The 13,976-nt window shown below is 42.0% G+C and carries 15 protein-coding genes; 9 read left to right on the top strand and 6 right to left on the bottom strand.

Going from position 1 to position 13,976, the window contains the following annotated elements:
- Positions 1-10: 10 nt before the first annotated feature.
- From rng to mreB, 5 genes are all read right to left on the bottom strand, one after another.
- Positions 11-1,480 carry a ribonuclease G gene (rng, locus tag AACV01_RS04030; RefSeq protein WP_004245326.1) on the bottom strand — a complete coding sequence of 490 codons (1,470 nt, stop codon included), beginning with the start codon at positions 1,478-1,480 and terminating at the stop codon, positions 11-13.
- Entirely contained in the window at positions 1,477-2,064 is a 588-nt protein-coding gene (locus tag AACV01_RS04035) for a Maf family protein (RefSeq protein WP_004248907.1), read from the bottom strand. The genes rng and AACV01_RS04035 overlap by 4 nt, the downstream gene beginning before the upstream one ends.
- A 51-nt stretch (positions 2,065-2,115) precedes the next feature.
- Positions 2,116-2,604 carry a rod shape-determining protein MreD gene (gene mreD, locus AACV01_RS04040; RefSeq protein ID WP_026090452.1) on the bottom strand — a complete coding sequence of 163 codons (489 nt, stop codon included), beginning with the start codon at positions 2,602-2,604 and terminating at the stop codon, positions 2,116-2,118.
- A gap of 5 nt (positions 2,605-2,609) precedes the next feature.
- Entirely contained in the window at positions 2,610-3,656 is a 1,047-nt protein-coding gene (mreC, locus tag AACV01_RS04045) for a rod shape-determining protein MreC (RefSeq protein WP_004245329.1), read from the bottom strand.
- 101 nt (positions 3,657-3,757) lie between these two features.
- Positions 3,758-4,801, bottom strand: coding sequence for a rod shape-determining protein MreB (mreB, locus tag AACV01_RS04050; RefSeq protein WP_004245330.1), 1,044 nt, complete (start codon positions 4,799-4,801; stop codon positions 3,758-3,760).
- Positions 4,802-5,487: 686 nt separating this feature from the next.
- On the opposite strand from mreB, the gene acuI reads away from it, so the two are divergent.
- The 9 genes from acuI (at position 5,488) to fis (ending at position 13,634) form a co-directional block, all read left to right on the top strand.
- A complete protein-coding gene (gene acuI / locus AACV01_RS04055; RefSeq protein WP_012368829.1) occupies positions 5,488-6,462 on the top strand; it encodes an acrylyl-CoA reductase (NADPH) in 975 nt (324 codons plus the stop codon).
- A gap of 433 nt (positions 6,463-6,895) precedes the next feature.
- A complete protein-coding gene (aroQ, locus tag AACV01_RS04060) occupies positions 6,896-7,339 on the top strand; it encodes a type II 3-dehydroquinate dehydratase (protein WP_004245332.1) in 444 nt (147 codons plus the stop codon).
- A gap of 32 nt (positions 7,340-7,371) precedes the next feature.
- A complete protein-coding gene (accB, locus tag AACV01_RS04065) occupies positions 7,372-7,842 on the top strand; it encodes an acetyl-CoA carboxylase biotin carboxyl carrier protein (protein WP_004245333.1) in 471 nt (156 codons plus the stop codon).
- Between the two features lie 12 nt (positions 7,843-7,854).
- The gene (gene accC / locus AACV01_RS04070; RefSeq protein ID WP_004245336.1) at positions 7,855-9,204 is read left to right on the top strand and encodes an acetyl-CoA carboxylase biotin carboxylase subunit; all 1,350 of its coding nucleotides are present in this window, start codon (positions 7,855-7,857) and stop codon (positions 9,202-9,204) included.
- Positions 9,205-9,434: 230 nt separating this feature from the next.
- Positions 9,435-9,683, top strand: a complete 249-nt coding sequence (locus AACV01_RS04075) for a YhdT family protein (RefSeq protein ID WP_004245337.1) — start codon at positions 9,435-9,437, stop codon at positions 9,681-9,683.
- Entirely contained in the window at positions 9,673-11,118 is a 1,446-nt protein-coding gene (gene panF / locus AACV01_RS04080) for a sodium/pantothenate symporter (RefSeq protein WP_004245338.1), read from the top strand. Before AACV01_RS04075 ends, panF begins: the two co-directional genes overlap by 11 nt.
- 24 nt (positions 11,119-11,142) lie before the next feature.
- A complete protein-coding gene (prmA, locus tag AACV01_RS04085) occupies positions 11,143-12,024 on the top strand; it encodes a 50S ribosomal protein L11 methyltransferase (protein ID WP_004245340.1) in 882 nt (293 codons plus the stop codon).
- A gap of 321 nt (positions 12,025-12,345) precedes the next feature.
- Positions 12,346-13,317: a tRNA dihydrouridine synthase DusB gene (dusB, locus tag AACV01_RS04090; protein ID WP_004248899.1), complete on the top strand. Its 972-nt coding sequence runs from the start codon at positions 12,346-12,348 to the stop codon at positions 13,315-13,317.
- Positions 13,318-13,337: 20 nt separating this feature from the next.
- Positions 13,338-13,634, top strand: a complete 297-nt coding sequence (fis, locus tag AACV01_RS04095) for a DNA-binding transcriptional regulator Fis (RefSeq protein WP_004245342.1) — start codon at positions 13,338-13,340, stop codon at positions 13,632-13,634.
- A gap of 40 nt (positions 13,635-13,674) precedes the next feature.
- Here fis and AACV01_RS04100 read toward each other — a convergent pair whose 3' ends face one another.
- Positions 13,675-13,887 (bottom strand): DUF1240 domain-containing protein, encoded by a 213-nt coding sequence (locus AACV01_RS04100; RefSeq protein ID WP_012368827.1) that lies wholly within the window; start codon positions 13,885-13,887, stop codon positions 13,675-13,677.
- Between the last annotated feature and the right edge of the window lie 89 nt (positions 13,888-13,976).

Genomic DNA, 13,976 nt, shown 5'->3' on the forward strand with positions numbered 1-13,976 from the left:
GGCGAATCCATTACATCATCACCACATCAAACTGCTCCTGACTATAGAGTAGCTCAGTTTGCACTTTGACTTGCTTCCCAACAAAAATTTCCACTTCGGCTAAAGCATGTGATTCATCACCTTTTAGTGCTTCCACAACAGCGGGGGCGGCATAAACCAAAAAGCGATCTGCGTCTATGGTTTTATGAACACGAACAATTTCTCGTAATATTTCATAACATACCGTTTCAACTGATTTTACTGTACCACGGCCTTGGCAAGTAGGACAGTCATCACAAAGTACATGCTCGAGACTTTCACGGGTTCGTTTACGTGTCATCTCAACCAAACCTAATTGTGAAAAACCATTGATGGTCGTTTTCACGCGATCTTTGCTCAATGCTTGTTCTAAGGAAGCTAATACTCTACGGCGATGATCTTCATTACTCATATCAATAAAATCAATAATGATAATGCCGCCTAAATTACGTAATCTCAGTTGCCGCGCTATCGCCTGACTCGCCTCAACATTGGTATTAAAAATCGTCTCTTCTAAATTACGATGACCAACAAAAGCGCCCGTATTGATATCAATCGTTGTCATTGCTTCGGTTTGGTCGATAATCAGATAGCCTCCTGATTTTAACTCGACCTTTCGCTCTAACGCGCGCTGAATTTCACTTTCAACCCCGTAAAGATCGAAAATAGGTTGATTACCTTGGTGTAATTCAAGTTTAGCGGTTAATTCAGGAATATATTCACCAATAAACTCCTGTAATTGATGATAAGTTAATTTAGAGTCAACCCGAATGCTATCTAATTCAGCCCCTGCAAAATCACGTAAAATACGTTGTGCTAAAGCGAGCTCACCATAAATTTGAATACGCGTTTTATTTCTTTTTTTACGCTCAATGATTTTATTCCATAGGCGCTTTAAAAAAGCAGCATCTTGTTTTATTTCATGTTCGCCGACACCTTCAGCGGCAGTGCGAATAATAAACCCGCCATTTTCATCACAATACTCTTCTACCAAGCGTTTTAAGCGCTCACGTTCTTCTTCACTTTCAATACGTTGTGAAACACCCACATGAGAAGCCCCCGGCATAAACACCAAGTAACGTGATGGTAATGTGATATCTGTTGTAAGACGTGCCCCTTTTGTACCTAGAGGATCTTTCACCACTTGTACAATCAAGTCCTGACCTTGATGTACAAGTTGCGCAATATCACGAACATTAAATTTTTTCTGCTCTTCACCCGCGATACATTCCGTGTGAGGCATAATATCAGAAGCATGTAAAAAAGCGGCTTTCTCAAGCCCAATGTCAATAAATGCAGCTTGCATCCCAGGTAATACACGACTTACCCGACCTTTGTAGATGTTTCCGACAAGACCTCGTTTGGCTTCTCTTTCAACGTGGATCTCTTGTAGTATGCCCCCGCTGATATAGGCCACTCGGGTTTCAGAGGGAGTCACATTCACTAATAGCTCTGCTGTCATGAAATCTCCTTATCATTCGCTAGAGACAAAAATTGAGCTATCAATGCTTCGGTTTCAACAAGCGGTAAGCCGACAACAGCATGATAGCTACCCTCAATCCGTTGTACAAAACGGCCTCCTTTTCCCTGAATACCGTAAGCGCCAGCTTTATCCATTGGCTCTCCCGTTTCAATATACGCACTAATTTCACTTTCTGTCATCTTTCTAAAAGTCACATCCGTGACAACTAATTGGCTTATTGTTCGGGTTTTATCTGAAATAGCAATCGCCGTCATCACTTGGTGGGTTGCACCTGAAAGATTACTTAGCATTTGTGCTGCATGCGCTTTATCTCGTGGTTTTTCCAGAATACGACCTGCTTGAACTACGATAGTATCAGAGCCTAATACTGGATAGTCATTTGTCGCTTGACGTACCCCCTCTTGAGATTTCTCTCTCGCCAAACGGATAACATAATCTTCCGGTGCTTCACCTTGTTGCCAAATTTCATCAATTGCCGGTGTAATGGTGCTAAATTGAACATCCAACAGTGACAGAAGCTCTCGCCTTCTGGGGGAACTCGATGCAAGGTAAAGAGTGATCACAATAATATCCTCATGACGGTGACACAAAAATACCGTCATGATCCAGAGAGGTTAATGAACTGAAAACTGGTGACGGACTTTGCGAAGCAAAAAATAAAGCCATGGCCAAAGAATACCACTGACTGGACTATTCCAGAATACTTGTGGGTGAAAAGTCACGGGAGAAAGCAAAAATTCTGCCCAAAATACAGTAAGATCAACCACGCCAATCGCTAACATTACCACTAATGACTGTTGCCATAACGCTAAGTTACAAAATAATTGATATTTAAAGGCGATAACATAACTTACTAGGGTATAAGCCAACGCATTCACCCCTAATGTTGTCCCTTGCACTAAGTCCATGCTCATCCCAAGAACAAATGCTGTTCCAACGCTAATACGATGAGGTAATGACGTTATCCAATAAATCAGAAACAACACTGGCCAAATAGGGCGATAAACTTCTAGTTGCTCAGGCCAAGGCATAATTTGTAACACCAAAGCTATTAGAAACGAGAGCCAAATAATCCAACGCCCACGGCTACGATAAGGATTGATTGTCACTATCTACCTCGATTCGTATTAGGTTGAGGTTTATTGTTTTCCGTTGGTGGTACTGGTGCTATATCACTTGGGGTGGCGCTATTTTCCGTTGGCTCTTGTGACATAGAACGAGGCAGTGGTGGCCCCGCTTGTTCATAGTTAGGCAGTACCTGTGGCATTAATTGCATCAAACGTTCATTGGCAGCACGGTAAACCTCTGAAGGTAACGGTGGCGCTTGTTTCTTCTCTGAGGCGTTCCATAATAGCAACAGATAACGTAAACGTTGTAATTCAGCAGAAGGTCGCACATTAATCACCGAATAAGCACGTTGATTATCGACTTTTACCGAAGAAACAACCCCAACAGGATAACCTTCAGGAAAGCGTCCCCCTAATCCTGAGGTGACTAACACATCCCCTACACGAATATCGATATTCGCAGGTAGTGCCTCTAACAGTAGATCATCCGCACACCCAGCCCCTGAGGCAATAACGCGAATATCATTACGTAATACTTGTACCGGTAATGCATGAGAGGTATCACAAATTAACAGTACTCGGCTGGTTAACTCACTTACGGCAATAACTTGTCCAACAACGCCTTTATCACTAATAACAGGCTGACCTTCATACACCCCATCATTAGTGCCTTTGTCTATCACCACTTGATCTCGATAAGGCGTACTATTACCAGACAACACTTGTGTTACCGTCATTTGCTCATTTTGACGTAAAGGTGAACCAAGTAATTCTCGTAAGCGGGCATTTTCTTGTTTAAATTGTTCCAGTAGCTGACTTTCACCACTGCGAACAAGAAGCTCTTTTCTTAGCGCTTGATTTTCAAATTGTAAACGTTCGCGAGTTGCAAAGGTTTCAGAGAGTTGATCAAGGAAACGACGAGGCCCATTTGCAAGAAAATAGAAAGGACTCACAGCAGTATCCAAATACTGACGGACTTTTGAAAAAGCACCTATGCGATTATCAGCAATTAACAACGATATCGCGATAATCACAGCGATTATTAATCTTAGTTGCAGGGAAGGCCCCCGACTAAAAATAGGCTTCATAAACTCTAAGATCACTCACACGGAGAAGTAAAAGAACAGGTGTTAATATTGTTATATTGTGATTAAGGGGGAATCCTTTCTCCCTTACACGCACAATAATATTAATCTTCGCTAAATAGATCGCCACCGTGCATATCGATCATTTCTAATGCTTTACCACCACCACGAGCCACACAGGTAAGCGGATCTTCAGCCACAATAACAGGAATACCTGTTTCTTCCATTAATAAACGGTCTAAGTTACGTAACAGTGCCCCACCACCCGTTAAGACCATACCTCGTTCTGAAATATCAGAAGCAAGCTCTGGCGGACACTGTTCTAAGGCAACCATCACAGCACTTACAATACCTGTTAATGGCTCTTGTAAGGCTTCGAGGATCTCATTGGAATTTAAAGTAAAGCTACGTGGTACCCCTTCCGCTAAATTACGTCCACGTACTTCAATCTCATTTAATTCGTCTGAAGGATAAGCCGAGCCAATATCATGCTTAATACGCTCAGCGGTTGCTTCACCGATCAATGAACCGTAGTTACGACGTACATAATTAATGATAGCTTCATCAAAACGGTCTCCCCCAATACGTACAGAAGAGGAATAAACCACACCATTTAATGAGATAACCGCAACTTCTGTAGTCCCACCACCAATATCAACGACCATTGAACCCGTCGCTTCAGATACCGGTAAACCTGCACCAATTGCAGCAGACATAGGTTCTTCAATTAAAAAGACTTCGCGAGCACCCGCACTAAGTGCCGACTCGCGGATAGCCCTACGCTCAACTTGTGTCGCACCAACAGGTACACACACTAATACACGAGGGCTTGGACGCATAAAGCTGTTGTTATGAACCTGTTTTATGAAGTGTTGAAGCATTTTTTCGGTTACATAAAAATCAGCGATAACACCGTCTTTCATTGGACGAATAGCTGCGATATTCCCAGGTGTACGCCCTAGCATCTGTTTGGCTTCATGCCCGACGGCTGCAACACTTTTTGATGTACCTGCGCGATCTTGGCGGATCGCAACTACAGAAGGTTCATCGAGAACAATACCTTGTCCTTTGACATAAATCAGGGTATTGGCGGTACCCAAGTCAATAGACAGATCGTTGGAAAACATGCCACGAAATTTTTTAAACATACGAAAGGATAATCCTGCAAGCCGGGACGGAAAAATCCGTCTACTCTACCAACCACAATAAGCAGCGACAAGGCGCGATCCGCTACTTAGTTAAAAGTGGACACGTGAATAATCATAAAGGCACAATATTCTACGTTACTTTTCCCAATTGGAGCAGAAAAAAACTGCATAAAAATGGGCTAATTAAAACGATTAACGCATAAATTCGATCCTACGTAAGATTTATTTGACTTAATCACAATACAAATCACGTAGATATCGACAAAGAAAAATCTTACTTGGTTGCCACACTGTGACACAAAAGTAAGGGTTCAAGTTCAAATAAAATTTATTCATTTAATTATTCACATCAGCAATATCTATTTTCGATAACATTTACCCCATCATTTGATGAAGATAGCGATCATCATACTCATCTTGATGGTGGCCAAAACAACCTATTAGCTTAATTTCAATAAACGAAGATAAATGTTATTTTTGGCCCAATCGTAAAATATTTTAAGTATCAACTCACAACAAAAATGTAAAACTCAGAATAATCTCTGCTTAAATGAACATAGAACCCATCGTTTATACACTAAAAAGCGTTAATTTGTCTCATTATTACACGAGATATTGTGCACAATCACAACGCTTGCTAAAAAATCACCTATCATGACAGAAACGGATAGCAATAAGAGGTCATCATGAAAGCATTATTAGTCGAACAACACAGCGATAAACTTAGCGCCGGCGTCCAACATATCGATGAATCACAACTCCCTATTCATGAGGTCATTGTTGATGTCCACTACTCGACACTAAACTACAAAGATGGCTTAGCCATAACAGGTAAAGGAAAAATTCTACGCCAATTTCCGATGGTCCCCGGTATCGATTTTTCAGGGGTGGTTCACCATACAGAAGATCCCCGTTTTCATATTGGACAACATGTGTTACTAACCGGTTGGGGTGTAGGTGAAAACCACTGGGGCGGTTTAGCACAAAAAGCGGGCGTTAAAGGTGATTGGTTAACGGCGCTGCCCGAAGGACTGTCGTTAAAAAATGCCATGATCATTGGTACAGCAGGTTTTACTGCCATGCTTTGTGTGATGGCGTTAGAACAAGGTGGCATAACACCCGATAGTGGTGAGATTTTGGTTACAGGTGCCAGCGGTGGTGTCGGTAGCACCGCAATTAGTTTATTAACCGCACTTGGCTATCAGGTTACCGCTCTCAGTGGCAGAGCCAGCAATCACGATTATTTACGTAAACTGGGGGCCGAGCATATTATCACCCGTGAAGCATTTGAGGCTGCAGGTAAAGCGTTAGATAAACAGCGTTGGGCAGGCGCTATTGATACCGTAGGTGGACAAATCCTTGCCAATATCTTGTCACAAACACATTACAATGGCACCGTTGCCGCCTGTGGATTAGCAGGAGGATATACGTTACCTACTACAGTCATGCCATTTATTTTACGCAATGTTCGTCTGCAAGGTATCGATTCCGTTTATTATCCTGCAGAAAAACGCGCTCAAGTATGGCAACGTTTACTACAGCTATTGCCTGATACATTTTATCAGCAAACAGTAACCGAAATTACACTCGATGAGGTGCCACGCTATGCTCAGATGATAATGGATAATCAAGTAACAGGTAGAACCTTAGTTAAGTTGTAATTATTTATCATGATTTTGAGCTAATTTCTGGCATTAAACAGATTAATTTAATGCCAGATTATTGCGTTTTTAATATTAAACCTGCTTAGCAATGTGATCTAGATCACATTTATAACATATATTATCGATCTAGCTCAAAGAAGCGTAGATTTCCTGTCACATCAATAAATAACGTCATGTTATGATTATTTTTTAAACTTCTGTTTATTTTACTTTCTTGGTTTTACAATCTTGTAAAAACTTTTAACTTTTCATCAAAATAATCCCATCTTTCCCTGATTAGACCAGTATTTTGCTGTTATCTTCTGTGAAATGTCTATAATGTCGGACTTTGTGATTTATATCGTAACATTCGATACAATAAAAGATGACAAAACGAAAAGCACAGGTTATTTTGTCATTTCGTTGACGAATTGACGGAGATAGAAGCATAATGTCGGAAAATTTTCATATTTTGCTCCTGAATGGTCCGAACTTAAACCTGCTTGGCACTAGAGAGCCGGAAACTTACGGACACCTAACTCTGAATGATATTGTTCAAAGTTTGTCAGCGGATGCTCAAGCATTAAATGTGAAACTGACTCATTTTCAATCAAATGCTGAACATGAGCTAATAAATAAAATTCATGCGGCGCGGGGAAATGTTGATTATATTCTTATCAACCCTGCAGCATTTACGCACACCAGTGTTGCACTGCGTGATGCATTATTAGGGGTGAATATTCCATTTATTGAAATTCACCTATCCAATGTCTACAGTCGGGAACCTTTCCGTCACCACTCTTATCTTTCTGATATCGCAACTGGCGTAATCTGTGGATTAGGTGCTGAAGGGTATCGATTTGCTTTACAGGCAGCGGTCAACCGCTTGTCTTAATAAAAAACATCAAAAGAGTACGGAATCAACTCATGGATATTCGTAAAATTAAAAAACTGATCGAGCTAGTCGAAGAGTCTGGCATTTCTGAACTGGAAATTTCTGAAGGTGAAGAGTCAGTACGCATCAGTCGCAACTCTGGCGTTCAGGGTCAAATGGCTCCTCAGCAATATTTTGCGGCACCAGCAGCACCTCAACCTGCATTAGCAGCTGCTGTGGCACCTGTAGCACCAGAAACACCAGCGGCTACAGCAACGCAAGAAATTAGCGGCCATGTTGTTCGCTCACCAATGGTAGGTACCTTCTATCGTTCACCAAGCCCAGAAGCAAAAGTCTTTGTTGAAGTGGGTCAGCAAGTCAATGTTGGCGATACACTGTGTATCGTTGAAGCAATGAAAATGATGAACCAAATCGAATCTGATAAAGCGGGCGTTGTTAAATCTATCCTTTGCCAAGATGGCGATACTATTGAGTTTGACGATCCACTCTTTGTCATCGAATAACGAGGCAGGCCCATGCTAGAAAAAATCCTCATTGCCAACCGTGGTGAAATTGCACTGCGTATCCTAAGAGCTTGTAAGGAACTTGGGATCAAAGCAGTCGCCGTTCACTCCACGGCAGACCGTGATTTAAAACACGTTCTGCTGGCAGACGAGACTATCTGTATTGGTCCCGCTGCTTCAGCAAAAAGTTACTTAAATATTCCGGCAATTATTGCCGCGGCAGAGATAAGTGGCGCGCAAGCCATTCACCCAGGATATGGCTTCCTGTCTGAAAATGCCGATTTTGCCGAACAAGTTGAACGCTCAGGCTTTATTTTTATTGGCCCTAAAGCGGAAACCATTCGCCTAATGGGTGATAAAGTTTCCGCTATTGAAGCGATGAAAAAAGCCGGTGTTCCTTGTGTACCAGGCTCAGATGGCCCATTAGGTAACGATACAGCCAAAAATATCGAAATCGCCAAACGCATTGGTTACCCTGTTATCATCAAAGCATCAGGTGGTGGCGGTGGTCGCGGTATGCGTGTTGTTCGCTCAGAAAAAGACTTAGCGCAAGCAATCTCCATGACCCGTGCGGAAGCCAAAGCGGCATTTAGCAACGATATGGTCTATATGGAAAAATACCTTGAAAATCCACGCCACGTCGAAATTCAGGTGATGGCCGATGGACAAGGTAATGCTATCTATTTAGCTGAACGTGACTGCTCAATGCAACGTCGCCACCAAAAAGTGGTTGAAGAAGCACCAGCACCAGGTATTACCCCTGAGATCCGTAAAAATATCGGTGAACGCTGTGCAAATGCGTGTATTGAAATTGGCTACCGCGGTGCGGGTACGTTTGAATTCCTCTATGAAAATGGCGAATTCTACTTTATCGAAATGAATACCCGTATTCAGGTTGAGCACCCTGTTACTGAGATGATCACCGGTGTTGACCTTATCAAAGAGCAACTGCGTATTGCATCAGGCTTACCATTATCGGTCACGCAAGATCAAATTCACGTTCATGGACATGCTATTGAGTGCCGTATCAACGCAGAAGATCCAAAAACCTTCTTGCCAAGCCCGGGAACCATCACTCGTTTCCACTCACCAGGCGGATTTGGTGTACGTTGGGAATCACATATTTACGCAGGTTACACCGTTCCACCACACTATGATTCAATGATTGGTAAATTGATCACTTACGGTGAAACACGTGAAATTGCGATTTCTCGTATGAAAAATGCGTTGGCAGAACTTATTATTGACGGCATTAAAACCAATATTGAGCTACACCAATTCATTATGAATGATGAGCAATTCCAAAAAGGTGGTACTAATATTCACTACCTAGAAAAACGCCTAGGTTTAACTGAAAATTAATCTTTTTAGCTTATCAGTAAAAGGCATAGTTTATCGACTATGCCTTTTTTATTCGACTAAATAGTCTATTAAATAACCCAAATAAGTTCCTGCAGCACACTTAACCGCCAATCAATTCCTCATCATTTGATGCCACCAATAAGTTTATGATCAATTTTCACTGAATCACCTCTCACTTTCCCGTACAATCCTTCCCATTCGTTTTAATCCTATAAAGATTGGGAGAACAGATGGACAAGCGTTTTGTTCAGGCCCACAAAGAAGCCCTCTTGGCCTTAGTGCTTACTTTTATCTACTTATTGGGTTGGTTACTTACTGCCTATTTACCCGATAATACTGTGGGGCTAACCGGCCTACCGGTTTGGTTTGAGCTTTCATGCCTATTTTTGCCTGTGCTATTTTTTTTACTGTGCTATCTGATGGTACGCTATTTTTTCAAAGATATGCCGTTAGGAGATGAGCATGACAATGCAAACTGAGGTTATCGTGCCACTGGTTGGCTATCTCTTATTGGTCTTCCTATTATCCGCATACGCATATCGTAAACGTGAAAAAGGGCAATTTCTTAACGAGTATTTTCTTGGTAACCGCTCTATGGGTGGATTTGTCCTTGCAATGACCATCACGGCAACCTATGTCAGTGCTAGCTCTTTTATTGGTGGACCAGGCGCGGCTTACAAATACGGCATTGGTTGGGTACTTCTTTCGATGATCCAGCTCCCCGCGATTTGGCTCTCCCTCGGGGTACTAGGTAAAAAATTTGCTATTTTGGCGCGTCGTTATAACGCCGTCACCCTAAATGATATGCTCTATGCTCGCTACCAAAGTCGCTTTTTAGTCTGGTTTGCCAGCTTAAGTCTACTGGTAGCTTTTGTCGGTGCCATGACCGTACAATTTATTGGTGGTGCTCGCTTATTAGAAACCGCTGCGGGTATTCCCTATGAATTTGGTTTGCTGATATTTGGTATCTCAATCGCATTATATACAGCGATTGGCGGATTTAGAGCTAGTGTATTAAATGATGCCTTACAAGGCCTTGTGATGTTATTGGGCACCTTTATTTTGCTTTTTGCCATTATCTACAAGGCGGGTGGTTTAGATATTGCAATACAAAAACTAAATGCTATCGATCCTGCCCTTACCTCTCCTCATGGTGCTGACGGCATTTTAACTGGCCCCTTTATGGCGTCATTTTGGGTATTGGTCTGTTTTGGGGTTATCGGCCTTCCCCATACTGCAGTGCGCTGTATCTCTTATAAAGACAGCAAAGCCATGCACAGAGGGATCATCATCGGCACCATCGTGATGGCGTTATTAATGTTTGGTATGCACTTTGCGGGCGCATTAGGTCGGGCAATCATTCCTGATCTCACCGTGCCAGATCAAGTTATTCCAACTTTAATGGTTGATGTATTACCGCCTTTTGCTGCCGGTATATTTTTAGCGGCACCGATGGCAGCCATCATGTCAACGATTAACGCACAACTGCTACAATCATCAGCGACATTGGTCAAAGATCTCTATCTCAATCTCGCGCCTCATGCCATAAACAATGAAAAACGCATTGCGCGTTTATCTAGCCTATCTACTTTGATTTTAGGGATCTTATTGCTATTTGCTGCATGGAACCCGCCATCAATGATAATTTGGCTCAATTTACTTGCCTTTGGTGGACTACAAGCGGTTTTCTTATGGCCTCTAGTACTTGGCCTTTACTGGAACAAAGCAAACCGTTATGGCGCGATTGCGGGCATGATAACCGGTGCCACACTCTATGCTACACTGGCAACATTTAATATCCAGATTGCTGGATTTCATCCTATTATTCCTGCGCTGTTATTGAGCTTAGTGGCTTTTCTTGTCGCAAATAGGTTTGGAGAACAAACCTTGCCTCAATCTGCTCCATTACAGTGAACTTGTTTTTAAAAGAGATTAATTATGCCTTGGATACAATTAAGACTAAATGCCACCTCAGAAAACGCCGAAGCCATTGGTGATGAGTTGGTTGAAAGTGGCGCGGTATCAGTAACCTTTCAAGATAGTCACGATACCCCTATTTTTGAGCCATTACCGGGAGAAACTCGCCTCTGGGGTGATACCGATGTTATTGGCTTATATGATGCAGAAACCGATATGAGTATCATCGTGGCTATGTTAGAAAACACGGCGGTGCTGGGTAAAGGATTTGTACATAAAATCGAACAATTAGAAGATAAAGATTGGGAGCGCGAATGGATGGATAACTTCCACCCTATGCGCTTTGGCGAACGTTTATGGATTTGCCCAAGCTGGCGTGAAGTGCCTGATCCTAACGCTGTAAATGTCATGCTCGATCCAGGTCTGGCATTTGGTACAGGTACTCACCCAACCACCTCTTTATGTCTACAATGGCTCGATGGTTTAGATCTCGCAGGTAAAACCGTTATCGACTTTGGTTGTGGCTCAGGTATTTTAGCCATTGCAGCATTAAAACTGGGGGCTGCGAAAGCGATAGGTATCGATATCGACCCACAAGCTATCCAAGCAAGTCGCGACAATGCGCAACGTAACGGTGTCGCTGATGCACTGACGCTATACCTTGCTAAAGACCAACCAGACAATCTCAGTGCCGATGTAGTGGTCGCAAATATCTTAGCTGGTCCATTACGTGAATTAGCTCCTATTATCAGCACACTGCCACGTCAAGGGGGGCATTTAGGTCTTTCCGGTGTTCTTGCCACACAAGCTGACAGTGTTGCACAAGCTTATCAAGAACAATTTACTTTAGATCCTGTGGCTGAAAAAGAAGAGTGGTGTCGTATTACCGGAGTGAAAAAATAACATAGGTTAAATATTAAACAATTTGCGATAATATTAAACAGTTAAAGTTTCACTTAATGATTATTTATCAGGCATTAATCACAATTTTGCCTGATAAATATCACCTTGTTGCTTGAGTTTGTTACTTCTCTATATTTAAATTTAAAATTTTAGAAAAACAGTAACTTTTTGTTTTTATTGACTAAATAATCTATTTATAAAAAATCAAGTATAAAAAAGTAACTTTTTTTCGCGATTTGGTTAAACTTTGTCCTTTCATATCTGGTAAAAAATGCGTAATATACGCGCCCTTGCAGTCACAGTTTGGCCCTCTTTTCATCTATGCGAATCGGACAGTATCAGTTAAAAAATTGCCTCATTGCAGCTCCAATGGCTGGCGTTACAGACCGACCTTTTCGGTCACTTTGCTATGACATGGGTGCGGGGATGACAGTTTCTGAAATGCTTTCTTCTAATCCTCAGGTTTGGAAGACAGACAAGTCTCGGTTACGGATGGTACATAGCGATGAATTGGGGATCCGCTCCGTACAAATTGCGGGAAGTGACCCTGTTGATATGGCTACAGCTGCGAAAATAAACGTAGAAAGTGGCGCTCAGATTATCGACATTAATATGGGTTGTCCGGCAAAAAAGGTGAATAAAAAGTTAGCAGGCTCAGCATTGCTGCGTTATCCGGATTTAGTCGCAGAGATCCTTTCTGCGGTGGTCAATGCGGTTGATGTACCTGTTACACTCAAGATCCGTACAGGATGGTCACCTGATGAACGAAACTGTGTAGAGATTGCCAAATTGGCTGAAGATTGTGGTATTGCGGCTCTCACCATTCATGGACGTACACGCGAGTGTTTGTTCAAAGGTGAAGCTGAATACGACAGTATTCGGACAGTTAAGCAGAGTGTCTCTATTCCCATTATTGCGAATGGAGACATAACTGACCCGCTAAAAGCCAGAGCAGTGCTTGACTACACTGGAGCCGATGCTTTAATGATCGGTCGCGCTGCTCAGGGAAGACCCTGGATCTTTCGGGAAATCCAGCACTATCTGGACACAGGTGAACTGTTGCCTCCTCTGCCGATTGCAAAGGTGCAACAAATAATGCAAAAGCATGTGCGTGAATTGCACGACTTTTACGGTCAAGGCAAAGGAACTCGCATTGCACGCAAGCATGTCTCTTGGTATCTCAAGGAACATGCCCCTGATGACCAGTTTCGGCGCTCCTTCAACGCCATAGAGGATGCCAGCGAACAGCTGGAGGCGTTGGAAGCATATTTCGAAAATTTTTTGCGTAAATAAATAAAAGAGCTGACAGAACTATGTTCGAACAACGCGTAAATTCAGACGTACTAACCGTTGCCACTGTAAATTCACAAGATCAGGTAACCCAAAAACCTTTACGTGACTCAGTTAAACAAGCACTGAAGAACTATTTTGCTCAATTAAACGGTCAAGATGTTAATGACTTATATGAGCTGGTATTGGCTGAAGTTGAACAGCCATTGTTGGACATGGTGATGCAATACACCCGTGGTAACCAAACACGTGCTGCGCAAATGATGGGCATTAACCGTGGCACACTGCGTAAGAAACTGAAAAAATACGGCATGAATTAATAGAAGTCGTATAATACATTGAATTAAAAAGCCCTTTTCATTATTTGTTAAGGGCTTTTTTGTTATTGCAAAACGATAATTCTTTTACATATGTAGTGGGTGATAGCCACGAAATTTTATCACACGTTTTATATCCTTCATCAAGAAGAAAGATATTTACTACAAATGAGATAGGAAAACTGAGCAATACACCGGCAAGTCCTAAATAGACTAAATATCGCATTATTAATTTATTAAATGTCATTAAAGACATAAAATAATTGATTTATACAAATAAAACAAATTAATAGTGAACATACGATTTTATTCTTAGTGGAGAAAAATTAATGACATTCTTCTCCA

Source organism: Proteus sp. G2609, assembly GCF_963896135.1.
Taxonomy (GTDB): domain Bacteria; phylum Pseudomonadota; class Gammaproteobacteria; order Enterobacterales; family Enterobacteriaceae; genus Proteus; species Proteus mirabilis.